Source organism: Streptomyces sp. RPA4-2 (genome assembly GCF_012273515.2).
Lineage (GTDB): Bacteria > Actinomycetota > Actinomycetes > Streptomycetales > Streptomycetaceae > Streptomyces > Streptomyces kaempferi.
In genome coordinates this window covers 5,479,677-5,505,906 of sequence record NZ_CP050975.2, presented here as the reverse complement: position 1 = coordinate 5,505,906, position 26,230 = coordinate 5,479,677, and the positions used below count along the sequence as shown (strand labels likewise).

Sequence of the window (26,230 nt, the reverse complement as noted above, 5' to 3'; positions counted from 1 at the left end):
GACCTCGCCCCAGGGGTGTGACCGGACGGCAGGGGACAGCGGCCCGGTCACTCAAGAGAACGGCTTACTCCGGGGACGCCCGAAGTACGCAATCGTCCGACCGGCCCGCGCAGCCGGGTCACTTCGACGGACCCCACCCGAAGAAGCTCCTCCCCCACACGTCCCAAGGTCCCAGCTCCCGCCCCGATCCCGCCCCCCGGCCACATGTCCATGTCCCCGTGGACGAACGACCTCGCTCCCTGACCCGCGGCGCACCCCCTCCGGCGCCGCGCCCCAGGCACCGGCGCCGCCCTGGCGTCGGTGCCGACGCAGAAGGGCCCCGCGGCTTCCGTCCCGCGGGGCCCTTCGCGTGTGCGTACGCGTGTCCCGCGGATCAGGTCCTGGAGACCGATCCGCAGGACACGCCGCTGGAGTGCGGAAGCTCCCGGCTCCGGTCGTACGGATCGACTGCGGGCCCACTGGGCGTCGCCCCGGTCGGGGCGGCCGAGTCGAACTGCGGGTGCAGGAAGCCGTCGTAGACGAAACAGGCCGAGTTGGAGAGGTCCTCGTCGTACGCGAGGAGCGCCAGCCTGCCCGGGGTGACCTGGTACTTCCTCGGGTCGGAGACCTCGATGTCGAGGACGCGGCGCACGATGGTGCGGGCCACCTCGGTCGACTTCTGGTCCGCCTGGGCCAGTGGGTAGACGAAGGTGTAGTCGGCGTGGATGACGACGGACGCGTGGGTGCCGGCCTTGAACGTCATATGGCCGCGGGTCTTGACCACGTCCCCGACGAGCCGTACCTCGTGCGGGTCGAACCGGCTGAAGAGCCGGAGCGGATCGTGTTTCACGTCCGGCTTGCGCAGCCAGCTGTTCACGTCGTCGAGCATCTTCGGCTGCTTGGGGTCGAGAAGGGCGAGCGCGCTCGTCGGACGGCCCCCGAGCAGCGTCTTCCGGTCGATGTTCGCGCCGACGAGCAGCGCCTTGGTCTGCCGCAGCGCCCGCGCGACCTGCTCCTTGGTGAGCGGGCCGACCGGTTTCGCGTCCGGCACGACGATGCCGGCCGCGCCGTCGGCGTACCGCTCGGCGGGGGATCCGGCGAACGGCCGCTCGAGGGTGGGTGTGCCGGGCGCGACCGCCGAGGGCGCGGCGGTCGGGGCCGCGGTCTCGGCGGGCAGTTCGCGGGCGGCCTCGGTGGCGCCGGACGACGCGCTGCCGGAGGACGTTTTGAAGGGATCGCCGGGCAGCAGCGACGGCCGTACGGCCACCAGCGCCACGGCCGCCGCGAGGGGGACGCCGATGACCGCCCACAGCCGTCGGCCGCGGGTCGTGCGGCCCTCCGCCTTGCGCATCTCCTGCCAGGCGGGCCCGGTCCGCCACCCCTCCGGCTCGGCGCCCCGGGCCTCCCGTTGCCGCAGCCGTTCGGTCACCATGCGAGCGCGGGCCGACGGCTCCTTCGGGGCCGAGGCCCGGATGTCCCGCTCGGAATCGCGGATGAACCGCTCCCACACCTCGTCGGGAACGGAGGACTCCTCCGGCCGCTCGGGCTCACCTGCCCTTTCGGGCTTCTTCTCAGACACGAGGGTCAGTTCTAAGTGGATAGAACGGGTGTCCACAAGCCGTACCCGCATGTGACCCAGCACACATAAGAATTCCGTGAAGGACCGCACAACCGTTCACAGGGTCCACGGGTCACACCTGGTGAACCAACGGCCACACCCGCGCCCCACACGCGGAGGCCTCACCCATACGCGTACCGCGGCGTCGCGGTACACCGGACTTTCCGAGGTCTTCATGAAGCTTCGCCGTGCCATGGCCGTCGCGGCCGCGACGGCAGCCATAGCTCCACTGGCGCTGCTTTCGGCGCCGGGTGCGTTCGCGGACGACAGCCCTTCCCCGAGCGCGACGGTGTCCGAGTCCGCGAGCGAGACGGCGTCCGCGTCGCCGAGCGACTCCGCTCCCGCGCCGAGCGCCTCCGCGTCCGCGAGCGATTCCGCTCCGGCTCCGAGCACCAGTGCGAGCGCCACCGCCACCACGTCCGGCAAGCCGACCGCCTCGGCCACTCCGTCGCAGTCCGCGGAGCCGTCGGCGTGGCCGACGGAGGACTGCCCCATCGACGACGACGGTGTGGACACCGGCTCCCAGCTGTCGCTGGCCGTCTCCGGACTGCCGGGCAAGATCGTCGCGGGCAGCGGCTGGCACAACTTCACGCTCACCGCCGCCAACCACAGCGACCAGGACCTCGGTCAGGTCCAGTGGCTCGCCACGGTCGACAACTACTCGGACAGCGACGACGAGAACGACTGGCTGAGCACGTTCGCCCAGCTCGAGTACTTCAACCCCACGAGCAAGTCGTGGGAGTCCATCGCGGACGAGGCCGGCAGCGGCGTCTACTTCGGTGAGACCACGCTGGGCGGCAAGCAGACGGTCGCCATCAAGCTGCGCGTCAACATCAGCTCGAAGGCCCCGGCCGGTGACGGCTACGCCCTCGGCCTGGGCGGTTACGTCGACCAGGAGAAGGACTGCGTCCACAGCTCCTTCGCGCTGTACGAGCTCACCGTCCTCGCGCCCGGCAGCAGCAACGAGAACCCGGGCGAGCCCAAGCCGGGCAAGGGCGACAAGCCGTCCGGCGGCACGAAGCCGCAGGGTGGCGCCGACGAGATCCCGGCCACCGGCAGCCTCGCCTCGACCGGGTCCTCGTCCGCCCTGCCGACGATCGCCCTCGTGGGCGGCATCGCCGTCGTCGCGGGTGCCGGCGCGGTGTTCACGGTGCGTCGTCGCAAGTCGGGTGGCGCGGCCGCGTAAGCGGTGAGCGGCACACCCACGTAGGCAGCACGCCTCGTAAAAGAAGAAGGACCTGGGCTCGGAGGGGGGCACAGGTCCTTCTTCGCGTTCACATGAGCCGTCTGCCCTCGTGTACTGCTGATGGCCGGCTGTACTGCTTACGGCCGCAGTGCTGACGGCTGTACCGCTACGGCTTCGGTGGCACCGTCGGCATCCCCAGGAACGGCAGCCTCAGTGCGCCGAAGGCGTCCCCGGGGACGGCGGGCCGAAGCGGCTCGACCGGCTTCAGCCGTTCGTACGCGGCTCCCGGCGCCGGACGCGGGTCCGTCTCCCCCTTGTTGGGCCAGTACGACATCGCGCGCTCGGCCTGGGCCGTGATGGTGAGCGACGGGTTGACGCCCAGGTTCGCGGAGACGGCGGCACCGTCGACCACCGAGATCCCCGGGTGGCCGTACAGCCGGTGGTACGGGTCGATCACGCCCTCGTCGGCACTCGCGCCGATCGGGCAGCCGCCCAGGAAGTGCGCGGTGAGCGGTGTGCCCATCAGCTCGCCCACGTTGCTGCCGGCGAAGCCGTTGATCTCGGCGGCGATGGTGGAGGCGGCCTGCGAAGCCGCCCTGATCTGCTTGGGGTTGGGCGCCCCGTGCCCCTGACGGGCGGTCAACAGGCCCTTGCCCGCGCCCTTCGGCTTGAGATACGTGGTCAGCGAGTTGTCGAGCGACTGCATCACCAGACCGATGATGGTCCGCTCCGACCAGTGCCGGTTGGAGAGCGAACGGGCCACCAGCAGCGGGTGCCGCGCGGCGTTGGCCAGCCAGCCCAGAGCCCTCGACGAGCCCTCCGCGTAGGGGACCTGGAGGATGGAGAGGCTGCCCATCGAGTTCGATCCCCTGCCGTAGCGGACCGGTTCGATGTGCGTGTTCTCGTCGGGATGGATCGAGGACGTGATGGCGACGCCCCGGGTGAAGTCGACCTTCGGCGATCCGGTGGCCCTGCGGTACCGGCGGTTGTCCGTCTGCGCGCCCACCAGCGCCTCCGAGTTGGTGCGGGTCAGCTCACCCAGCCTCGGCGAGAGGCGGGGCAGCTGGCCGCCCGCCTTCATCCGGTGCAGCAGGGTCTGCGTGCCGTACGTACCGGCGGCGATCACGATCCGGCGCGCCGTGAACATCCGGCCCGCGCCCTTGCGTTTCCCGTCCGTGGGCAGCGTGGCGACGGCGTACCCGCCGCGCGAGTCGTCGGTGACGGACACGACGGTCGTCATCGGGTGCACGACCGCGCCCGCCTTCTCGGCCAGGTACAGGTAGTTCTCGTTGAGGGTGTTCTTCGCGCCGTGCCGGCAGCCGGTCATGCACTCACCGCACTCGGTGCACGCCTTGCGGCCGGGCCCGGCGCCGCCGAAGTAGGGATCCGCGACCTCGCCGCCGGGGCCGGCCTCGGCGGCGCCGTCCGCGTCCTTCCCGTCCCCGAAGAAGACGCCGACCGGCGCCATGTGGAAGGTGTCGCCGACGCCCATCCGCTGCGCGGCCGCCTTGAGATGGACGTCGGACGGGGTCATCGTCGGGTTGAGCCGTACCCCCAGCATGCGCCGGGCCTGGTCGTAGTACGGCTCCAACTCCTCCTGCCAGTCAGTGATGTCCTTCCACTGCGGGTCGTCGAAGAAGGCCTTCGGCGGTATGTAGAGGGTGTTGGCGTAGTTGAGCGAGCCGCCGCCGACACCCGCGCCGGCCAGCACCATGACGTTGCCCAGCAGATGGATGCGCTGGATGCCGTACATCCCGAGCCGCGGGGCCCAGAGGTAGTTCCTGATGTCCCAGGAGTTCTTCGGCAGCGTGTCGCGGGTGAAGCGACGGCCGGCCTCCAGCACTCCGACGCGGTAGCCCTTCTCCGTCAGGCGCAGGGCCGTGACGGAACCGCCGAAGCCGGAGCCGACCACGAGGACGTCGTAGTCGTACGCGGAGTCATACGTGGAGTCGTATGCGGAGTCGTCGTGCTGTTCCTGGACGGAGTTCTCCTGTGACACGTGCTGCTCTCCTCGTCGAGAACGGGTGCGGACGTGCGAAGACGCCTCGGGTCAGTGCCCGCCGCGGCACTAGCGAAGCCGCAGCGCCTTCATGGCCTTCAGGCTCCGGCTCATGAACGCCGCGTACTTCTCGTCGTCCATCCCGAGCGACGGCGCCATCGGCAGCAGCCGCTGCTGGGCGACGGTCTGCGCCTCGGTGTACTTGAGGATGCCCTCGGAGCCGTGGCGCCGCCCGAGCCCCGAGTCCTTCATGCCGCCCATGGGCGACTGGACGCTGCCGTACGCGGGCGCGTAGCCCTCGTTGACGTTCACGGTGCCGGTGCGCAGCCGGGCCGCGACCGCGCGTCCGCGCCGCCCGTCCTTCGTCCAGACCGAGGAGTTGAGGCCGTACGCGGTGGAGTTGGCGAGTTCGACGACCTCGTCCTCGGTCCTGAAGCGGTACAGGGAGACCACCGGTCCGAAGGTCTCCTCGTTGCAGACGGCCATGGGTGCCTCGACGCCGTCGAGGATGGTGGGCTCGTAGAAGTAGGGGCCGACGTCGGGACGGGCGACGCCTCCGGCGAGGACCCTCGCCCCCTTCGCGACCGCTTCCTCCACGTGCCGGGTCACGGTCTCCAGTTGCCGCTCCCCCACCAGCGAGCCCATGTCGGCCCCGTAGGCGAGGGAGGTGCCGAGCCGCATGGCCCGGGTGCGGGCGGCGAAACGCTCCGCGAACACGTCGGCGACGGACTCGTGGACGTACAACCGCTCGATGGAGATGCAGAGTTGGCCGGCGGAGGAGAAGCAGGCGCGGACGGCGCCCGCGGCGGCCTTGTCGATGTCGGCGTCCTCCAGGACCACCATGGCGTTCTTGCCGCCGAGTTCCAGGGAGACGCCCACGAGACGGGCCGCGGCGCCCTGGGCGACCTCACGGCCGGTGCGGGTGGACCCGGTGAAGGAGACGTAGTCGGCGTGCTTGACGACCTCGGGCCCGACGACCGGACCGTCCCCGATGACCACCTGGAAGACCTCGGCGGGCAGCCCGGCCTCGATCAGCAGGTCGCGCGCCCAGAGCGCGGTGAGGCAGGTCTCGGTGTCCGGCTTCATGACGACCGCGTTGCCCGCGACGAACGCGGGGAGCGCGTCGCCGACGGAGAGTTCGAGCGGGTAGTTCCAGGGCGCGATCTGACCGACGACGCCACGCGGGTGGCGCAGCTCGGTGACCTTGGTGAGGGTGGGCATCGCGCCGGCGTGCCGCTTGGGACGGAGGTATGCCGGGGCCCTGCGACCGTAGTGGCGCGCGGCCACGACGACGGCCTGCACCTCCTCGTGCGCGTGCAGCCGGGCCTTGCCCGTCTCCAGCTGGATGAGGTCCAGCACTTCGGCCTGGCGCGCGAGCACCAGGTCGTGGAAGCGCAGCAGGACGGCGGCGCGCTGCCGCACCGGGGTGGCGCCCCAGGCCGTCTGCGCCGTGCGGGCCCGCTCGAAGGCCGTGGCGACGTCCTCGGGGGTGGACTCGGGCAGGTCGGCCAGCTTCTCGCCGGTGAACGGGGTGTGGTTGGCCGTCCGTCCGGAGCCGACGACACCCTTGGTGAGCTGCGCGACCAGCTCGGGCGTGACCACGTCGGCAGCGGTGCGGGCGCCCGCGGGGGCGGCGGCGAGGGGGTTGGTGCCGGTCTTTTCCGGCTGGTCCGTACCGATGATTTCCGGGGCCTGCGAGTCCGTCATGAAGCGCAGGGTATGACGGCGCGAGGGCTTTGGGTACCCGTTGGTAACCCGCTTTCACGGGGTGCACACACCATGCCAGTGAGCACTGGCAGCGAATGCGCTGATCAGGGCGTTGTTCGGGGGTCGGCCCGCTTCGGAGTCGATCAGGGACCATTTCGGCAAACGGGAAGGCCCCAGCGGCGGGGGCGGGCCCGGCGACGCGTGGGCCGCCGGGCCCGCCCGACCCGCCGTCGGGTTCTCACCTCTTGTCGATGTCCAGGTTCGCGATCGCCGTCCTCGCGACCTCACGGCCGCGGGCGGTGAAGTCGCCCTTGCCCGGATAGCTGATCGTGAGCTTGTACATGTCTCCCGTGGACGACTTGTAATAGAACATGCGGAGCTCGCGCGGGCGCGGGTTCTGGCTGTCGCTCGTCGTGTAGACGACCGTGTTCTCCGCGGACTGCCTGCCGTGGTACGTGGTCTGCTTCGGCGTCGTCCTCGGCGCCTCGGGCATGTCGAGGGCGTACGCGCCGCTCTGCTTGAAGTCGCCGTTGTCGGCGTACATCTGGGCGGCCGAGGAGTCCTTCATCTGATGGGACGTGTCCTCCGACCTGCGGGCCACACCGAGGCTGATCCAGATACCGCCGCTCCAGTCGGTGTACGTGACCCAGTGGCCCTTGTCCGACGTCCGGTCCGGCGTCGATCTCTGGTAGCCCGCGGGCACCGCGAGCGTCGCGGTGACGTCCTTCTCGTGGTGCTTCCCCCAGTCGTCGGGCAGCGGTCCCGCGAACGGGTTCGCGATCACCAGGTACGCCGTCACGGCCGCCGCGACGACGGCCGCGCCCAGCCCGAACAGGGCCGCGCGCGGTATCCGGACCCCGTTCCGTCCCGTCCCGCCGGTCCGTCCCGCCCCGCCGGTCCCCCCGTCCTCGGGAACCCGCACGACCTGCGTGGGCGCCTGGGCGGGCGGCTCGGCCGCCTCCTCCAGGAGCCGGCGCACCCGGTCGGCCCCGAGGCGGCGGGACGGGTCCTTGTCCAGCAGCCCGTTGATCGCCTCCGCCAGCGGTCCCTTCGCCGAAGCGGGCGGCGCCGGGGTGGAGTTGAGCACGGACTGCAGGGTGGCCGGGGTGTTGCTGCGACGGAAGGGCGAGACGCCCTCCGTGGCCGCGTAGAGGACGACGCCGAGCGACCAGAGGTCGCAGGACGGGCCCGGGCGCTGACCCAGCACCCGTTCCGGCGCGATGTACTCGGGCGAGCCGACGAAGCCGCCGGTGTCCGTCAGGCTGGTCTCGCCCTCGATCTGCGCGATGCCGAAGTCGGTGAGGACCACGCGGCCGTGCGGGCCGAGCAGGACGTTGTCGGGCTTGACGTCACGGTGCAGGATGCCCGCCGCGTGCGCGGCCTCCAGCGCGCCGAGCACCTCCAGTCCGACCCGCGCCGCCTCCCGCACACCGAGCGTGCCTTCTTCGAGGGCGGCGCCCAGTGAGCGGCCCCGCACCAGCTCCATGACGATCCACGGCTGTCCGTCCACGACCGCGACGTCGTGGACGTTCACCACCGCCGGGTGGTCGAGCCGGGCCGCGGCGCGCGCCTCACGCCGCATCCGCTCGAAGGCGTTGGCGCGTTCACGGTCGGGCAGGTGGTCCGGGAGTCTGGGTTCCTTGACGGCGACCTCGCGGTCCACCGTCTCGTCCTTGGCCCGCCAGACCGTCCCCATGCCGCCGTGGCCCAGCTTCGCCAGCAGCCGGTAGCGGCCGGCGACGAGCCGCCCGGTGCCGGGGTCCTGCGGAGGCGAGTCCTGCCGGGACGGCGGCTGCGCGGCCCCTTGGTGGGCGGCCCCCTGGCCGGCGGACTGCGGCTGTGCGGATTGCTGCTGCGGCTGCGGCTGCGGGGACTGCGGATGCACGGGCTGCGGATGTGGTGGTGCGGACTGCGGATGCGCGGGCTGCGGTTGCGGCTGCGCGGGCTGTGGTTGCGGCTGCGCGGGCTGTGGATGCGGCTGCGCGGACCGCGGATGCTGTGGAGGGCCGGCCTGCGTCCGCGGGGCGGCCCTGGCCGGCTCGGCGTACGGATTGCCCGGGTAGGGAACGCTCTGCTGCCCCGCGGGCGCCACCGGCCGCGGGGGTTGCAGTGCAAAACTGGTTGGCTCGTCGGCGCCTTGCGGGACTCCCCCGTCACTGCTCATGGGTCCATCCCTATCGCGGCCCGCGCTCCGGCATCCAGACCCGTCGCGTACCGGTCACAGACCCGTGACGCGACGCACCCCCGATATGCCGCTTATGCACCGCCTACGCGTGGTTCACGCGGCGGTGAAGGTGCCCACCGCCACGTCGAAGTACTTCTTCGCCTCGGTCATCCTGCCGACCGGCGCCGAGACCCACACGTCGTACATCCGGCCGCGCTCCTCCCAGCAGAGGTCGTACGTGTGCCGCGGCCCCTCCGCCTTGCTGAAGCCCTCCCAGGTGAACTCCCACAGCGCGGCGGACCGTCCGGCGTGCGTGGTGGGGGTGACCGTGCCGTCGTGGTACCCCGGGTTCGTGGACGGCCCGTCGGCGTCCGCGTTCCGCATCACCACGAGCGGGCCGCCCACCACGGGATCCGACACCTTGATGCCGATCCGGAAGGTCTGTCCCGGCGACATGTAGAAGATCCGCTCGCCCTGCGGATCGCGGGTGAAGCCGTCGGGAACGGCGAGCGCGTACCCGTCCGGATCGTGCACGGTCCGGTAGCCGGACGGCGCGGTGCGCTCGGAGGCGGTCGGCGTCCGCTCGCGGGTGACGGTGACCGTGGGGTGCGGAGTCGCCGGGGGCGCCTGGCCGCTCACGGACGCCGACGCGCTCGCCGAGGCCCCCGGCGCGGGACTCGCCGACGTGGACGGCGTACGGCCCCCGTTGCCCCCGCCGCTCCCGTCCCGGCCGTCGTGCATCAGCAGCGCGGCCGCCGACACCCCCGCGCCCGCCATCGCGGCGACCAGCGCGGCGACGAGCAGGCCCCGCGGGGAGCGCTTCGCGGTGCGCTCCGGCACGGCGGTGGCGGTCATGCCGGCGGGCACCGGGGGTGCGGCGTCCGGCGGCACGGGTCTGCGCTTCGGCACGTCGCGCTGCGTGGCCGAGTACCCGGGCGGCGCGGGCCGCGGTGTACGGCCGGTCTGCCGGAACGCCCGCAGCAGCCGCTCCGCCTCCACCGCGTCGAGCCGCCGGTCCGGATCGCGCTCCAGCAGCCCCCGTACGACGGGGAGCAGGGGCGCGGCCTGGGCCGGCGGCCTGATCTCGTCCATGACGACGGCGTGCAGGATGCCGCCCAGGGAGTCGCGGCGGAACGGCGACTCGCCGCTCAGCACCGTGCACAGCAGCGCGCCGAGCGACCACAGGTCGGACTCGGGGCCGGTCCGGGCGCCGGACATCCGCTCGGGGGCGGTGTACTCGGGCGAGCCCACGAAGGAGCCGCTCTCGGTGAGCGTCGTCGCCCCCGCGACCTGGGCGATGCCGAAGTCGGTGAGGACGACCCGGTCGGTGCCCGCCTCCATCAGGACGTTCGCGGGCTTGAGGTCACGGTGCAGGATCCCCGCGTCGTGCGCGCGGCGCAGCGCGCCGAGGAGGGCGATGCCGATCCGGGCGGCCTCGCGCGCGTCGACCGGGCCGTCCGCGGAGATCCGCTCGGCGAGCGAGCCGCCGTCGATCAACTCCATCACGATGTACGGGCGTTCGGCCTCCTCCACCACGTCGTGCACGACGATGATGTGCGGGTGGTGCAGCTGGGCGACCGCGCGGGCCTCGCGCAGGGTGCGATCGCGTTGCTGCAGGGCCTCGTCCGCGGAGAGCGAGTCGTCGAGGGGGAGTTCCTTCACCGCGACCTGACGGCTCAGCAGTTGGTCGGTGGCCCGCCAGACGACACCCATGCCGCCCCGCCCGATCCTGGCCTCCAGCCGGTAACGCCCGGCGATCACGCGGACGTTCTCCCCCTCGGTCCCCATACGCCCCATCATGCCGCACCGGACGGGTGCCCTCCGGGATCCGTCTTCCACGGTGGCTGTTATCCGGCCTTGTCAGACCAGTCGGATCAGCCGGACCAGTAAGAGCTCTGAGGCCTTTCAGGCCTGGGAGAGCCGTCGGACCTGTGCGACACCCGCCGGACCGGTTCAGGCGTTGCCGGACCGGTTCAGGCTTTCGGGAGCCAGCCGCGCAGGATCACGTCGAACTGCTGCCGTGCGGTGGCCCAGTCGGCCGCGGGCGCGGACATGTAGATCGCGTACTCGACTCCGTCCCGGCTGAGATATGTCTCCTCGATCGCCCGGCGCGGGCCTGGGAAGGGCGTCTGCTTCGGGAGCGCGGTCCAGGTGAAGTCCCACAGGGAGCCCGGACGGTCGCGGAACGTGTTGGACTCCAGGCTCACCTTGTTGTAGTCGACCAGCTTGGTCAACTGCTGCTCCAGGTCGAGCTGGTGCGCGTGCGGGTCGGGGAAGTCCGGCGAGTCGTCGATGGCTATGCGGACGAAGTGCTCGCCGTTGTCCGGGGTGTAGTCGACCTGGCCATTGCCGGCCTTCCGCTTCCACGTGCTGTCGGGCAGCGGGAGGCTGAACCCCTCGGGGTCCGGCACCCGCTCCCAGCCGTCGGGCAGGGCACCGTCCGTCTCGTGCGACTGCGGGGTCCTGGTGGCGCTGTTCCCGGGCGTGCCGGCCGAGTTCCCCGTGCCGGTCGAGGTCCCCGTGCCGGTCGAGGCGTCGCTGCGCCCGTGCCGGTCGGACAGGTACTTCATGGCCACGGCACCTCCACCGCCGACGAGCACGGCGAGGGCGAGCACAAGGGCGACCGTACGACCGCGGCGGCGCTTCCCGGCGCCCACGGGAACGCCGCCCGTGGATCCGGACGCCGGTCCGTGCAGCATGAATGTCGACCCGTGGGGCGGCCCCCCATATCCCTGGGCGGCCGTGCCATGCCCGGTTCCGTCATGGCCCGTTACGCCATGTGCGGCCGTTCCATATGAGCCCGCCTGAGCGTGCGGTGGCGCACCCCTGCTGGTGTCCATATGTTGCGTCGGCACATACGCCTGTGCCGCGCTCGGTCGGCGCCCTTCCGCGGCCTCGGCGAGCATCTGCTCGGCCTCCTCCGCGCCGGGCCGCTTGGCCGGATCCTTGCGCAGCAGCGCGGCGAGGACGGGACCCAGCGCACCCGCGTTGACCGGTTCGGCGGGTTCGTCCTCGACGACGGCCTGCATGGTGCTGATGGGCGAGGTGCGACGGAACGGCGAGCGGCCCTCCACCGCCGTGTACAGCGTGGCGCCGAGCGCCCACAGGTCGGAGGACGGGCCGGGGTCCTGGCCGCGCACCCGCTCGGGCGCGAGATAGTCGACCGAGCCGACGATCTCGCCCGTGCGCGTGATGGTCGTGTCGCCCTCGACCTGCGCGATCCCGAAGTCGGTGAGCAGCACCCGCCGGTCCGGCGACAGCAGGACGTTGCCCGGCTTCACGTCACGGTGCAGCACGCCGGCCGCGTGCGCGGCGCGCAGCGCGCGCAGCACCCACAGCCCGATCCGCGCCGCCTCGGCCGGTTCGATCCGGCCCCGGTCCTTGACCTCGTCGGCCAGCGAGTTGCCCTCGACCAGCTCCATGACGATCCAGGGCCGGTTGTCGTGCTCCAGCACGTCGTGGATGGTGACGACGGCCGAGTGATTGATCCGGGCCGCGGCCCGCGCTTCGGCATGGGTACGGGCGAGCAGCCGGGCACGGTCGCCCTCCGTGACGTACAGCGCGGCCGTCAGCTCCTTGACCGCGACCGCGCGGTGCAACACCTCGTCGTGCGCGCGCCACACACGGCCCATGCCACCGCTGCCGATGGATTCGACAAGTCGGTAGCGGCCCGAGAGGAGCAGGCCCTGCATCTGATTCACGTTTCCCCGCAATGGTCTTGACAGGGCCAGACTAAAGAGCGGTCACCCCGCAGGGAACCGGCGGGGTCGTACGGAGACCGCACTGTGACGGTTCTCCCTTCCCGGTACGGAAGGGAACCATTCGGCGTTCAGCGTGCCGTGGTGCCAGGCGGCGGGCTCAGCCGGTGACTTGGTAGGTGGCCGACGCCTGTTCGTACAGCCGGGTCACCTCGTCCATCTCGGCCTCCGGGCCGCGCACCTGCACGATGTGGTAGTGCCCACCGGTGACGATCACGAGATTGCGGACGTACAGCTCCTGGCCCGCGGAGTTCTGCCAGGTGAACTGCCCCTCGGCCATGGTCCGTCCGCCGACGTCGATCCGCCGCATCCCGCTGGACGTCGCCCAGGTCGAGTCGCGGAACGGCTGCAACTCGCTCTCCCGTTCCCGCTGATACGTCAGCGGATCACTGCCGTAGGTCGCGGTGCTGTCCCGGCCGGGTACGACGATGAGCTCGAAGTCGCCGTGGGAGTACACCACCTGACCGCGCCCGTTCTTGGGCGAGCGGTCCCAGCCGTTCGCCACCGCGACCTGGAAGCCCGCGGAGTCCTTGCGGAGCGTGAAGCCCGCCGCGGCACCCGGGGCGTTGGACTCGGACGTCGAGGAACTGGCCTTGCCGGAGGGACTCTTGTCGCCGCCCGGGGAGGTCTGGTCGGGGCGTGGCTCGCTGCTCGCGCTTCCGTCGGCGCCGGTGCCCGAGGAGTTGTCCGGTGCGGGGCTCAGCTGTCCCCCGGAGCCGGCCGGCCGATCGGCACCGTTCGTCCGGTCGTTCTTCGGCATGAAGACCATCGCGTACGCGACCGCCGCGACCAGCAGAAGCAGCACCAGGAGGAGCAGATTTCGCCCGAGCCGTCGGGGCCTGTCCTGCCCGGCTCGGCCCGCCGGGCGGACCGGGCGGTCGCTCCTGGCCCGTTTGTGACGGGCGTGCGGGCTGGTCGCGGGCAGTCCGGCACGGCGCCGGCGGACGAGTTCGCCCCTCCTGCGCACGATCGGGAGCCGGCTGGGGTCGACCGGGGGCGCCGCGACGACGTGCGCGCCCGCCTCGGGTTCGGGCGCGGACCGTACCAGCGAGCGCAGCCAGCCGCGCAACTCCTCGAAGTCGAGCCGCTCCGTCGGGTCCTGACGCAGCAGCGACTCCACGACGGGCCGCAGCGGCCCGCACTCCTCCGCGTACGCGGGCGGTTCGGCGCACACCAGTTGCACCAGCTCGGCCGTGTTCTCCTCCGGGTAGGGCGCGTGGCCCTGCACGGCCCGGAAGAGGAGGGCACCCAGGGCCCACAGGTCGGTCGCGGGACCGATCGGCGCCGCCAGCTGCCAGTTCTCGTGCACCGGGCCTGCCTGCTCGGGCGCCCAGCGCTCGGTCACCGGGCCGACGACCGCCATCCGCGCCTGCCGGGCCCGCTCCGCGGCGAGCGCCGTGGCGGGTCCTCGGCGCGGCGGCGTACCGGCGACGAGCTCGTCCCAACGGCCGGTCGGAGGCACGGGAACCGCGGACTGCTGCGGTCCCGGTCCGGGCACCAGGGCCGGTACGCCGCCGCCGGGAAGTTCCGGTGCGCCGAGGCCGTGCCCGGCGCCGCCGCCCGGGAGCGCCGTACGCGACTGGCCGCCGCCCTGGCCGAGGGCTTGCGGGGCGGGGTTCGCGAGGGTCTGACCGGTGTCGTGACCGTAGCCCCGGGTGGCCCCTGGATCGACGCCCTGACCGGGCCCGCGTTCGCCGGCACCCCACCCGGCGTCGTACTCACTTCCCTGGCCGACACCTTGAACGAAGCCCTGGCCGGTGCCCTGCCCGAAACCTTGACCGGTGTTGTGGCCGACGCCTTGGCCGAAGCCGTGACCGGTGCCCTCGCTGAAGCCCTGGCCGACGCCGGCCCCGGCTCCCTGGTCGGTGCCCCGGCCGGGGTTGTGCTCGATTTCCCGGCTCGCGCTCTGGCCGAGCCCCTGACCCGCGCCCTGGTCGAAGCCTTGCCCCGCACTCTGGCCGGGAGCCTGAGCGGGGTCGTGGCCGGCTCGTCCGCCGGCGGTCCGGTTGGCCTCTCGGCCTGGGCCTGGGCCTGGGGCGATGCCCTGGCCGGGGCCCACCGTGCCGGGGCGGGGCTGCGCGCCGTGCCAGGCCCTGGTGTGCGCCACGCCGTACGGGTCGGCGATCTGACCGGGTGGCGGAGTCTCCGGCCGCGGTTCCACGATGTGTCCGGTCGCCTGGGCGGGCGGTGCGGAGGGAGTCGGTAAGCGGGGCCGGGCGGGGCGCGGGCAGTGCGGCGGGGCCGCCCCGTTGTTGTTCGTGCACGCGGGCGGCGGCGCGCGCTCCGGCGCGGTACGCGGCGATGGCTCCGGCCCGCGCCGCCCGGGCGTCGCCCCCGGCGTCAAGTGCCCTGCGGGCCAGGGCCGCGCTGCCCGCGGCGGGCGGTTCCTCCACGGGCGTACCGTTCTCGGCGCGCGCCTCGATCGCGGCCCGCCGCGCGGCCTCGGCATCGATCCCCTGGGCGTAAGCGACCACGGCGCCGAACGTGCCCCCGGGACTCGTGGCCCCCGGCGCTCCGGCCCCGACACCGCTCACGCCACGCGAGGCGCCCGCCCCGGGGCCCGTGCCGGAGTGCGCGCCGGGCGAACCGGTGTTCCACGCCGTCCCGGTAGCGCCGCCCTCACCTCCGGGGGCCCTCGAACCTCGGGGAACCGGCGGGACCTGCGATACCTGCGACGCCCGGGAAGTCCGCGTTCCGACCGGCCCCCGGGCCCCCGGTGTTCCGGGCGCCCCCGGCCCCGCGGGTGTGTCCTCCGCGCCGGCCGGACCTTCGAAGTCCCGTACCGGTACCGGGTCGTACCCGCACAGCGCCTCCTCCGCGGCGCCGGCCGCCAGCCCGGTCAGCATGACCCGGCCGTCGTCGCAGACGAGTACCGTGCGCGCGGTGATGTTGCGGTGCACCCATCCGTGCGCGTGCAGCACCCGCAGCGCGGTGAGGACGTCGGCGGCGACCTCGGCGGCGCGGTAGGGACTCAGTGGTTTCTCGGCGAGCAGCGCGGCCAGCGGCCTCGCGGGCACCAGTTCACTCACTATCCACAGCGAGCCGCCCTCGGCGAACACGTCGAAGACCTGGTCGAGCCGGGGATGGTCGGGAATCTGGGCGGCGGCCTGCGCGGCCTCGATCGCCCGCCGCACCGCGGGTTCGGCCGGCCGGCGCGTGGTGCGTGCGGAGGCGCGGCGCACCCCGCCGTCCCGCGCCACGAACCCCTCGGGCAACCCGTCCGCGTCGAGCACCTCGGCCTCGACGACCTCCGGCAACGGCACCTGCCGGACCAGGACTTCCTGCCCGCTGTAGGTGTCGAACGCGCGGCTCTCGGCGAACTCGTACTCGTCGGACGGCGGCAGCGGGAGGCGATAGCGGTCGGCCAGTACCCGACCCGCGTACTCGTCCACGATGCCTCCCCCGGCCGCCCGGTGGTCAATTCCGTTCGCCTTGCGCCCCGTTACGGCTTGGTACGGTCCGCAACCACTCACGATACGTGCCGGAGGCAACCCGCAATGTGAGGATGCGAGATGTCACCAGCCCGTGACCGAGCCCTACATCAGACACCCCGGGCGAACCGGCCCGAACCTCACGACCCGGGCTCGGACCCGCGTCTCACGACTTCGGCTGGAACGTCTTCGTCAGCGTCTGCCAGGTGTCCTCGCGCAGATCGCTGTCCCAGGCGGAGGCCTTCGCCGTGTACATCAACGCATACCCCTGATGCGCGTTGACAACGAATCCGCGGTCGATCGACCGGTACTTCGTCCCGCCGTCCTGGTAGGTGAACTCCCAGTCGGCGGTGTTCCAGCCGCGGTAGTCCGCCTTCTCTATGCGGATTCTCTGGTAGTGCGGGCGCACCATGCCCCGCTCCTGGTTCTGCCAGTCCGCCACCGGGTCGTTCTTGGGCGTCGTCGTCCAGCCGACGAGCAGCTTCTGCCCGTCGGGGCCGGTGAAACGGGCGCCCGCGTCGTCCGTGGTCCGGTACTTCCACCCCTTGGGCAGCCCGATCGAGAACCCCTGGCTTCCGTGGTAGGTCGACTTCGCGGTGGAGCCGCCGGCACCGGTCTCCTTGCCGCCGCCCGAACCGCTGTCGTCGTCCGAGCCGCTCCCGTCGCCCGAGGCGCCCGTGCTGGGCGTGGCGCCCGACGTGCCGCCCCCGTCCGGCGCGGAGGAGTCGTCCTTCTTGTCGCCGTTGTCGGTGTGCGCGCCCTTGTTCGCGTCCTTGCCGCCGCCGTTCCCTCCGCTGGACGCGGTGGTCTTGGTGCCGCCGCTCTTGCCGCCCTTCGAGCCGTTGCCGTCACCGCCGCCGAGGGTGAGGGCCAGCACGGTCCCGATCACGACGAGTGCCAGGACCACCGCGATGACGACCAGGGTCCGCCGCGGCACCACATCGGTGAGCGGCGCCCTCGGCGCGGGCCGCGGCGGTCGCTCGGGCGCCACCGGCCATCCCGAGCCCTGGGAACCTCCCGAGCCCGAGCCGCCCACGGTCCCGCTCGTACCGGTCGAACCCGTCGAGCCGGCCGCGCCCACCACACGGGTCGAATCCGCCGAACCGGCCGTGTCCTTCGCGCCCGGCCCGCCGACGGGTCCGGAACTCAGCCCCACCGTCGCGCCGTCGCGGGCGCCCGGCTTGCGGGAGACGTCCGCCGCTCCGGCGCGCGGGCCCGGCGTGACCGCGCCCGACGTGCCCGCCCCGGCCTTGCCGGAAGCGGGCTTCGACGGGGTCGCGCCCGCCGGAGCCGGCGGAGCCGTCGGCCTGGGAACGGTCGGCGTCTTCGGAGCCGCGCCCTCGGTGCCCAGCGCGTCCGTGCCCGCCGTACCGGTGGGCTTGGCGCGCGCCGTCGCCGCGGCGGTGGCGGCGCCCGCCGCCGAGGCGGCCTTGCGCACGGAACGCAGCGCGCCGCGGAACCGCTCGCCCGCCTCCTCGCCGCGCTTGGTGCCGGAGCCGCCCGAACTCCCCTTGCGGGAGCCCTCGTCCGGCACCGGCGGCAACGACACGACCTTCGTCGCGTCCACCGGTTCCGGTACGGCCGCGCGGGGTTCGGGGGCGCGGATCACCTCGCTGAGCATCGCCCGCGCACGCTCGTTGTCGAGCCGCTGTTCGGGGTCCTTGGCGAGCAGCCCGTAGATCACGGTCTCCAGCGGGCCCGCGTTCTTCGGCTGTTCCACCGGCTCGGTCATGACCGCGGTGAGCGTCGCGATCGCGGAGCCCCGGTCGTACGGCGGGACGCCCTCGACCGACGCGTACAGCAGTCCGCCCAGCGACCAGAGGTCGGCCGCGGGGCCGGGCTTGTGACCGCGCGCCCGCTCGGGGGAGATGTAGGAGGGCGCGCCCACGAGCATGCCGGTCGAGGTGATCGACGGGTCGCCCTCCACCTGGGCGATGCCGAAGTCGGTCAGCACGACCCGGCCGTCGTCGGAGATCAGCACGTTCGACGGCTTCACGTCGCGGTGCAGGATGCCCTCGCGGTGCGCCGACCGCAGGACGTCGAGTATCGCGAGCCCCACCTCGGCGGCGCGCTTCGGCGTGAGGACGCCGTCCTCACGGATGACCTCGGCGAGGGACTTGCCCTCGACGAGTTCCATCACGATCCACGGCCTGTTGTCCTCGTCGACCACGTCGAAGACCGTCACCGCGCCGTTGTTGCGAATGCGCGCGATCGCCTTGGCCTCGCGCAGCGTGCGCGTGATCAGCCGCCGCTTCTCGTCCTCGTCGATGCTCGACGGGAACCTCAGCTCCTTGACGGCGACCGTGCGGCCCAGCGTTTCGTCCTGGGCCCGCCAGACCGTGCCCATGCCGCCGCGGCCGAGAACATCCCCCAGCCGGTACCGCCCGGCGAGGAGACGTTCGCTCTTGTCCTGACGGGATGCTCCCGCCCGCTCCGCGTCCGACATGCGTCCCCTCATGCAACCCGCCCTGACAGAGCCTTCATTGTCCCTCACCCGACAAGCGCTCAGCGCCCAGGGTGCCCCTCGGAAGGGGACCACCCGGCGCCGGGGCCGTACCGTCCCGCATGCTGGACGGCGAGAAGGAAGGGCCGCCGATGCCACCGCGCCGGACACCTCGGACACTCCTGGTCATACCACTGTCCCTGACGCTCGCGGTACCGGCCTCGGCCGGACTGTTCGGCCTGAACTCGCCCGTCACGGCCGCTTCTCCTGCTCGAACACCGACCACGTCCCGGGCGGCCTGGTCGTCCACCAGGTCACCGGCCGCTCGTACACCGCCGGCGGCGGGGACGTCACCGAACCCGACCCGCGCGTGGCGGGCGCGGCGGGTGAACTCGTCAGCACGGCCTCCGACCTGAACCGCTTGCGCGCGTCCCTCCTTCGCGGCGAGCTGCCTCCCGCCCCACCAGCTCCGCGAGATGCTCAACACCCGCGCCGCGGCCGTCGTCGACGGCCGTCATGTCCTCACCTTCCGCGTGGACACGGAAGGATCGCCGGTCCCGGTCTCGAACCCGCCCCGTCCTCCGCCGAGTTCCGCACCCGGTGGAACGGACGGGACCCGAACGGAGATCCAGGATCACTGCACCCGTTCGAGTGATGTGCCGGGAACCGCGGGTCAGAGGGGCACGATGTCCGGGGCGCCGAGCCGCGCCGCGTCGGCCGTCAGGTCGTCCGGCTGCCGCTGGGACTCCCGCTCGGCCTCGACCCGCTTCTCGTAGTGCTCCACCTCGCGCTCGATCTGGTCCTTGTCCCAGCCCAGGACCGGCGCCATCAGCTCGGCGGCCTCCCGGGCACTGCGCGTACCGCGGTCGAAGGTCTCGATCGAGATGCGGGTCCGCCGGGTCAGCACGTCGTCCAGGTGCCGGGCACCCTCGTGGGAGGCGGCGTAGACGATCTCGGCCTTGAGATAGTCCTCGGCGGCCGGCAGCGGCTCGGCCAGCGCCGGGTCGGCGGCGATGAGGTCGAGGACCTCCTCGGCCATCGCGCCGTAGCGGTTCAACAGGTGTTCCACGCGGACCACATGGAGCCCGGTGCGCTGCGCTATGCGCGCCCGCGCGTTCCACAGTGCCCGGTATCCCTCGGCGCCGAGCAGCGGGGTGTCCTCGGTGACGCACTCGGCGACGCGCTGGTCGAGTCCGTGCACCGCCTCGTCGACCGCGTCCTTGGCCATCACCCGGTAGGTCGTGTACTTGCCGCCCGCCACGACCACGAGGCCCGGCACCGGATGGGCCACGGTGTGCTCGCGCGACAGCTTGCTGGTGGCGTCCGACTCGCCGGCGAGCAGCGGCCGCAGTCCCGCGTACACCCCCTGGACGTCGTCGCGGGTCAGCGGTACCGAGAGCACCGAGTTCACGTGCTCCAGCAGATAGTCGATGTCCGCGCTGGACGCCGCGGGGTGGGCCTTGTCGAGGTCCCAGTCGGTGTCCGTGGTGCCGATGATCCAGTGCCGCCCCCAGGGGATGACGAAGAGGACGGACTTCTCGGTGCGCAGGATCAGGCCGGTCGAGGAGTTGATCCGGTCCTTCGGTACGACCAGGTGGATGCCCTTGGAGGCGCGTACGTGGAACTGCCCCCTCTCGCCCACCATGGCCTGGGTGTCGTCGGTCCACACTCCCGTGGCGTTGACGACCTGCTTGGCGTGGATCTCGTACTCCCCGCCGCCCTCGACGTCCTGCACCCGGGCGCCGACCACGCGCTCGCCCTCGCGCAGGAAGCCGGTCACGCGGGCGCGGTTGGCGACCTTCGCCCCGTACGCCGCCGCCGTGCGCACCAGGGTCGCCACATAGCGGGCGTCGTCCATCTGCGCGTCGTAGTACTGCAGCGCGCCCACCAGCGCGTCCTTCTTCAACGCGGGGGCGACGCGCAGGGCTTTGCCGCGGGAGAGATGCCGGTGGGTGGGCAGTCCGCGTCCGTGGCCGCTCGTCATCGACATGGCGTCGTAGAGGGCGACGCCCGATCCCGCGTACAGCCGCTCCCAGCCCTTGTGCTGGAGGGGGTAGAGAAAGGGCACGGGCTTCACCAGGTGCGGTGCGAGCCGTTCCAGGAGGAGCCCGCGCTCCTTCAGGGCCTCGCGCACCAGCGCGAAGTCGAGCATCTCCAGATAGCGCAGACCGCCGTGGATCAGCTTGCTGGACCTGCTCGACGTGCCCGATGCCCAGTCACGGGCCTCGACCAGGCCTGTGGACAGGCCGCGGGTCACGGCGTCGAGCGCGGTGCCCGCACCGACCACGCCCGCGCCCACGACCAGCACATCCAGCTCGCGCTCGGCCATTCCCGCCAGGGACTCGACACGCTCCGCCGGCCCCAGTTTCGCTGTCCTCACCGCTGCCTCCCGCTGTCTGTCGCGCTGGCCGCACCTGTCCGGCGACGCCCGGCTCACATGCCCCCTGCCCAAAGTCTGACCGTCTTGCCCTTCTTCGGCCACCACGCGCCCTCAGCCTGTGGACAACACTCGCGGAAACGCGCCCGATCAATCCCGCAAATCGGTCATATTTACTCCTAGTCTGACATTGCGCTCGTCCATCCTGTCCACAGGACTTGCGCACCTGTCCCGCTTCGGTTACTGGGAAGGACGGCCCACGCCATGCCCGCAGATCTCGCCGTCATCGGACTCGGTCATCTCGGCCTGCCCCTGGCCCAGGCCGCCGTCGCCGCCGGCGTCTCCACGCTCGGCTACAAGACCGGGCCGGAAGGCGGCTCGCTCACCCCCGCCGAACTGCGCCGGATGCTCTCGGGGGGCTTCCGGCCGACCACCGACCCGGTCGAACTCGGCCGGGTCCGCACCGCCGTCATCTGCGCCCCGACCCCACCGGGCCCGGACGGCGCGCACGACCTGGCCCAGGTGGCCTCCGCCGCCCGCACCCTGGCCGCGCACCTGCGCCCGCACACCACGGTGATCCTGGAGTCGGCGGTGCACCCCGGGACCACCGACGACTTCCTGCGCCCCCTCCTCGAAGAGGGCTCCGGGCTGCGCGCGGGACGCGACTTCCACCTCGCGTACTCGCCCAGCCGGGTCGACCCCGGCAACCGCGACTTCACGCCGGCCAACACCCCGAAGATCATCGGGGGTCTCACCCCCGCCTGCACCGAGTCGGCCGCCGCCTTCTACGGCCGTCTCACGGACAAGGTCGTCCGCGCGCGGGGGCCCCGCGAGGCGGAGACCGTGCAGCTCCTGGAGACCAACTACCGGCACGTGAACATCGCCCTGGTCAACGAGATGGCCGTGCTCTGCCACGACTTGGGCGTCGACCTGTGGGACGTCATCCGCTGCGCCGAGACCAAGCCGTTCGGCTTCCAGGCGTTCCGGCCGGGCCCCGGTGTCGGCGGCCACGGCATCCCCCAGGACCTGACCGGCCGCGCGCCCCGCTCCCTGCGCATGGTCGAACTGGCCCAGCAGGTCAACAACCACATGCCGCAGTACGTCATCCGGCGCGCCGCGGCCCTCCTCAACGAGCACGGGAAGTCGGCCCGCGCCGCACGCGTGCTCCTGCTCGGCGTCACCTACAAGGCCGACCTCGCCGACCAACAGGGCACGCCCGCCCACGAGATCGCCCTGCGCCTGATGGAACTCGGCGCGTCCGTCAGCTACCACGACCCGCTCGTCCCCGCCTGGAACGTCCTCGGCCACCCCGTCCCGCGCGCCGACTCCCTCTACGAGGCCGCCGCCGACGCCGACCTCACGATCCTGCTCCAGCCGCACCGGACGTACGACCTCCAGGGCCTGTCCGTGAAGGCCCAGCTCCTCCTGGACACAAGGGGAGCGACCCCGACGGGGGCGGCACACCGGCTCTGAGCCGCGCCAGGGGCTGTCCCCTGATCCCCGGCGGGCGGGGCGCTCCGCCGACGGACTCGCCACCCCGGGAACGGACCCGTCAGGTGGCGGAGTGTGTGTGGCTGTGGCCAATGGCCTGGCGGGCGGTCCCCTTGGACGCCGAGCACGGAGGTCCGGGCCGCTCGTGAGCGGCCCGGACCTCCGTGTGACGTTGCCCGAACCCGGCTTCGGGCGATCAGCGCTTGTGCTGGGAGTCCGCGACCGTCACCTCGACGCGCTGGAACTCCTTGAGCTCGCTGTAGCCGGTGGTGGCCATGGCGCGGCGCAGGGCGCCGAAGATGTTCATGGAGCCGTCCGGGATGTGCGACGGGCCGGTGAGGATCTCCTCGATGGTGCCGACGGTGCCGAGGTCGACCTTCTTGCCGCGCGGCAGCTCCTCGTTGACCGCCTCCATGCCCCAGTGGTGGCCCTTGCCGGGCGCGTCCGTGGCACGGGCGAGCGGGGAGCCCATCATCACCGAGTCCGCGCCGCAGGCGATGGCCTTGGGGAGGTCGCCGGACCAGCCGACGCCGCCGTCGGCGATCACGTGCACGTACCGGCCGCCGGACTCGTCCATGTAGTCGCGGCGGGCCGCGGCCACGTCGGCGACGGCGGTGGCCATCGGGACCTGGATGCCCAGCACGTTGCGGGTGGTGTGCGCGGCGCCGCCGCCGAAGCCGACCAGCACACCCGCCGCGCCGGTGCGCATCAGGTGCAGGGCCGCCGTGTACGTGGCGCAGCCGCCGACGATGACGGGGACGTCCAGCTCGTAGATGAACTGCTTGAGGTTCAGCGGCTCGGCGGCGCCCGAGACGTGCTCCGCCGACACCGTCGTACCGCGGATGACGAAGATGTCCACACCCGCGTCGACCACGGCCTTGGAGAACTGCGCCGTGCGCTGCGGCGACAGCGCGGCGGCGGTGACGACTCCGGAGTCGCGCACCTCCTTGATGCGCTGCCCGATCAGCTCCTCCTTGATGGGAGCCGCGTAGATCTCCTGCAGACGGCGGGTCGCGGTGTCCGCGTCCAGCTCGGCGATCTCGTCGAGCAGCGGCTGCGGGTCCTCGTACCTCGTCCACAGGCCTTCGAGGTTGAGGACGCCCAGGCCGCCCAGCTCGCCGATACGGATCGCGGTGGCCGGGGAGACGACCGAGTCCATCGGGGCGGCCAGGAACGGCAGCTCGAAGCGGTAGGCGTCGATCTGCCAGGCGATCGAGACCTCCTTCGGGTCCCGCGTACGGCGGCTCGGGACGACGGCGATGTCGTCGAAGGCGTACGCCCGGCGGCCGCGCTTGCCGCGCCCGATCTCGATCTCAGTCACGTGTGTGGCCTTTCCCTCTTCGGTTCTGCGCCTTCCAGTATCCCCGACGCCTACGACGAGAGCGGTCCCGGAACCTCCGGGACCGCCCCTGTTCGGGCTTCACGCACGCGTGGAGCTCTGTACGGCTGCTTGGTGACCGTTACTTGTTACGGCTGTAGTTCGGTGCCTCGACCGTCATCTGGATGTCGTGCGGGTGGCTCTCCTTGAGGCCCGCCGAGGTGATCCGGACGAACCGGCCGTTGTCCTGGAGCTCGGGCACGGTGCGCCCGCCCACGTAGAACATCGACTGGCGCAGACCGCCGACCAGCTGGTGCACGACCGCGGACAGCGGACCGCGGTAGGGCACCTGGCCCTCGATGCCCTCGGGCACCAGCTTCTCGTCGGAGGCGACGCCCTCCTGGAAGTAGCGGTCCTTGGAGAAGGAACGCTGCTCGCCACGGGACTGCATGGCGCCCAGGGAGCCCATGCCGCGATACGACTTGAACTGCTTGCCGTTGATGAAGAGCAGCTCGCCCGGCGACTCCTCGCAGCCCGCCAGGAGCGAGCCCAGCATCACCGTGTCGGCGCCGGCGACCAGGGCCTTGGCGATGTCACCGGAGTACTGCAGACCGCCGTCGCCGATGACCGGGACACCGGCCGCCTTGGCGGCGAGGGAGGCTTCGTAGATGGCGGTGACCTGGGGTACGCCGATACCGGCGACCACGCGGGTCGTGCAGATGGAGCCGGGGCCGACCCCGACCTTGATGCCGTCGACGCCCGCGTCGATGAGGGCCTGCGCGCCGTCACGGGTGGCGATGTTGCCGCCGATGACGTCGACGCCCGCGGAGTTCGACTTGATCTTGGCGACCATGTCGCCGACCAGGCGGGAGTGGCCGTGGGCGGTGTCGACGACGATGAAGTCGACACCCGCCTCGATGAGGGCCTGGGCCCGCTCGAAGGCGTCACCGGCCACGCCGACGGCCGCACCGACCAGCAGGCGCCCCTCGGCGTCCTTCGCGGCGTTCGGGTACTTCTCGGCCTTCACGAAGTCCTTGACCGTGATGAGGCCCTTGAGGACACCCGCGTCGTCGACCAGCGGAAGCTTCTCGATCTTGTGGCGGCGCAGCAGCTCCATGGCGTCGGTGCCGGAGATGCCGACCTTGCCGGTGACCAGCGGCATCGGCGTCATGACCTCGCGCACCTGGCGCGAACGGTCGGTCTCGAAGGCCATGTCACGGTTGGTGACGATGCCGAGGAGCTTGCCGCCGCCGTCGGTCACCGGCACGCCGGAGATGCGGAACTTGGCGCAGATCGCGTCGGCCTCGCCGAGCGTCGCGTCCGGGTGGACGGTGATCGGGTCGGTCACCATGCCGGACTCGGAGCGCTTCACCAGGTCGACCTGGTTGGCCTGGTCCTCGATGGACAGGTTGCGGTGCAGCACGCCGACACCGCCCTGGCGGGCCATCGCGATGGCCATGCGGGACTCGGTCACCTTGTCCATGGCCGCGGAGAGCAGCGGGATGTTCACCCGCACGTTCTTCGAGATGTGCGAGGCGGTGTCGATCTCGTCGGGTGCCATGTCCGACGCGCCCGGCAGCAGCAGCACGTCGTCGTAGGTCAGCCCGAGTGTCGCGAATTTGGCGGGCACTCCGTCGACGTTGGCAGTCATGACACCTTCCCCAAATGGCCTTGATCGGTGCGGATGTCCATGCTAACGGGAAGCGAGGGTCTCCCATTCCACGGTTCGGATCGCCCTCGGGCTTCGTAGGTTCGTACGGGTGGCACGCCGGGACCGTTCACCCGTCGGCCGGGCAGCCTGGTCCCCGGGGTTCGCCGTCCCGTCACCGCGGCGGCGCAGGGCTCCCGCGGCGGGGTTTCGCCCGACGATGCCGCATTCCGCCGTGTCCGTTCTCACGTTTGCGGTAAGAAACCGCCGCCACCGACGGCACCGTGACGGCGCACGACGGAGCGGGACACCGAGCACAGAGCACCGCGCACCGCACCGCGCGGGACCGGGCACGGTCCGACACCGACACCGACACCGACACGGCAGAACCCCGACGCGGGCGAGGCCACCGAGCGAGCGCACGCCCGTAGACGCTCCGGCCCGCATCCGCCCGCACGCCCACGCCTTCGACCGCCCTCGCGCACGCCGGCACGCGGCGCACCCTCCGGCGGCCTTGCCTACTGCTCCGCCAGCGCCCGCAGCCGGCTCAGCGCCCGGTGCTGGGCCACCCGGACCGCTCCCGGGGACATCCCCAGCATCTGGCCCGTCTCCTCGGCCGTGAGGCCCACCGCGATACGCAGCAGAAGCAGCTCGCGCTGGTTCTCCGGGAGGTTGGCCATCAGCTTCTTGGCCCATTCGGCGTCACTGCTGAGCAGCGCGCGCTCCTCGGGACCGAGGGAGTCGTCGGGGCGCTCGGGCATCTCGTCCGAGGGCACCGCCGTCGATCCGGGATGGCGCATCGCGGCGCGCTGCAGGTCGGCGACCTTGTGCGCGGCGATGGCGAAGACGAAGGCTTCGAAGGGCCGCCCGGTGTCCTTGTAGCGGGGCAGGGCGAGGAGCACCGCGACGCAGACCTCCTGCGCCAGGTCCTCCACGAAGTGCCGCGCGTCGCCCGGCAGCCGGGACAGACGCGTGCGGCAGTAGCGCAATGCCAGAGGATGAACATGAGCGAGCAGGTCGTGTGTGGCCTGCTCGTCGCCGTCGACCGCGCGATGGACGAGCGCACCGATCACCGTCGTCTCGTCGTCACGCATCGGTCCATGGTGCCTTG

The 26,230-nt window shown here is 72.2% G+C and carries 13 protein-coding genes and 3 pseudogenes; 3 read left to right on the top strand and 13 right to left on the bottom strand.

Annotated elements, in window-relative coordinates:
* Nucleotides 1-373: 373 nt before the first annotated feature.
* Nucleotides 374-1,558 (bottom strand): hypothetical protein, encoded by a 1,185-nt coding sequence (locus tag HEP85_RS24120; protein ID WP_168529740.1) that lies wholly within the window; start codon nucleotides 1,556-1,558, stop codon nucleotides 374-376.
* Between the two features lie 214 nt (nucleotides 1,559-1,772).
* Here HEP85_RS24120 and HEP85_RS24115 point away from each other — a divergent pair, with 214 nt between their 5' ends.
* A complete protein-coding gene (locus HEP85_RS24115) occupies nucleotides 1,773-2,783 on the top strand; it encodes an LPXTG cell wall anchor domain-containing protein (protein ID WP_248002052.1) in 1,011 nt (336 codons plus the stop codon).
* A 166-nt stretch (nucleotides 2,784-2,949) separates the two neighbouring features.
* Here the strand turns inward: HEP85_RS24115 and HEP85_RS24110 are convergent, their stop codons facing one another.
* From HEP85_RS24110 to HEP85_RS24075, 8 genes and pseudogenes are all read right to left on the bottom strand, one after another.
* On the bottom strand, nucleotides 2,950-4,695 hold the full coding sequence (locus HEP85_RS24110) for a GMC family oxidoreductase (RefSeq protein ID WP_168533959.1): 1,746 nt from the start codon (nucleotides 4,693-4,695) through the stop codon (nucleotides 2,950-2,952).
* Between the two features lie 156 nt (nucleotides 4,696-4,851).
* Nucleotides 4,852-6,489 (bottom strand): succinic semialdehyde dehydrogenase, encoded by a 1,638-nt coding sequence (locus HEP85_RS24105; RefSeq protein WP_168529738.1) that lies wholly within the window; start codon nucleotides 6,487-6,489, stop codon nucleotides 4,852-4,854.
* 238 nt (nucleotides 6,490-6,727) lie between these two features.
* Nucleotides 6,728-8,653, bottom strand: a complete 1,926-nt coding sequence (locus HEP85_RS24100; RefSeq protein ID WP_369657818.1) for a serine/threonine-protein kinase — start codon at nucleotides 8,651-8,653, stop codon at nucleotides 6,728-6,730.
* A 114-nt stretch (nucleotides 8,654-8,767) separates the two neighbouring features.
* Complete coding sequence (locus HEP85_RS24095) at nucleotides 8,768-10,441, bottom strand: serine/threonine-protein kinase (RefSeq protein WP_329289815.1); 1,674 nt, start codon at nucleotides 10,439-10,441, stop codon at nucleotides 8,768-8,770.
* A 185-nt stretch (nucleotides 10,442-10,626) separates the two neighbouring features.
* Complete coding sequence (locus tag HEP85_RS24090) at nucleotides 10,627-12,345, bottom strand: serine/threonine-protein kinase (RefSeq protein ID WP_168533955.1); 1,719 nt, start codon at nucleotides 12,343-12,345, stop codon at nucleotides 10,627-10,629.
* Between the two features lie 169 nt (nucleotides 12,346-12,514).
* A pseudogene (locus HEP85_RS24085) lies at nucleotides 12,515-14,860 on the bottom strand (hypothetical protein); the annotation flags it as partial.
* A gap of 448 nt (nucleotides 14,861-15,308) precedes the next feature.
* Nucleotides 15,309-15,545 (bottom strand): annotated as a pseudogene (locus tag HEP85_RS24080) (hypothetical protein); the annotation flags it as partial.
* A 463-nt stretch (nucleotides 15,546-16,008) separates the two neighbouring features.
* Nucleotides 16,009-18,288 carry a serine/threonine-protein kinase gene (locus HEP85_RS24075; protein ID WP_369658133.1) on the bottom strand — a complete coding sequence of 760 codons (2,280 nt, stop codon included), beginning with the start codon at nucleotides 18,286-18,288 and terminating at the stop codon, nucleotides 16,009-16,011.
* Nucleotides 18,289-18,541: 253 nt separating this feature from the next.
* On the opposite strand from HEP85_RS24075, the pseudogene HEP85_RS24070 reads away from it, so the two are divergent.
* Nucleotides 18,542-18,940, top strand: a pseudogene (locus HEP85_RS24070) (serine hydrolase); the annotation flags it as partial.
* Between the two features lie 18 nt (nucleotides 18,941-18,958).
* Here the strand turns inward: HEP85_RS24070 and HEP85_RS24065 are convergent.
* Nucleotides 18,959-20,665 (bottom strand): glycerol-3-phosphate dehydrogenase/oxidase, encoded by a 1,707-nt coding sequence (locus HEP85_RS24065; protein WP_168529734.1) that lies wholly within the window; start codon nucleotides 20,663-20,665, stop codon nucleotides 18,959-18,961.
* A gap of 261 nt (nucleotides 20,666-20,926) precedes the next feature.
* Here HEP85_RS24065 and HEP85_RS24060 point away from each other — a divergent pair, with 261 nt between their 5' ends.
* Entirely contained in the window at nucleotides 20,927-22,135 is a 1,209-nt protein-coding gene (locus HEP85_RS24060) for a nucleotide sugar dehydrogenase (RefSeq protein ID WP_168529732.1), read from the top strand.
* Nucleotides 22,136-22,349: 214 nt separating this feature from the next.
* Here the strand turns inward: HEP85_RS24060 and HEP85_RS24055 are convergent, their stop codons facing one another.
* From HEP85_RS24055 to HEP85_RS24045, 3 genes are all read right to left on the bottom strand, one after another.
* A complete protein-coding gene (locus HEP85_RS24055; protein WP_168529730.1) occupies nucleotides 22,350-23,474 on the bottom strand; it encodes a GuaB3 family IMP dehydrogenase-related protein in 1,125 nt (374 codons plus the stop codon).
* Between the two features lie 139 nt (nucleotides 23,475-23,613).
* Complete coding sequence (gene guaB / locus HEP85_RS24050; protein ID WP_168529729.1) at nucleotides 23,614-25,122, bottom strand: IMP dehydrogenase; 1,509 nt, start codon at nucleotides 25,120-25,122, stop codon at nucleotides 23,614-23,616.
* 515 nt (nucleotides 25,123-25,637) lie between these two features.
* Nucleotides 25,638-26,213, bottom strand: a complete 576-nt coding sequence (locus HEP85_RS24045) for a sigma-70 family RNA polymerase sigma factor (protein ID WP_148010063.1) — start codon at nucleotides 26,211-26,213, stop codon at nucleotides 25,638-25,640.
* Between the last annotated feature and the right edge of the window lie 17 nt (nucleotides 26,214-26,230).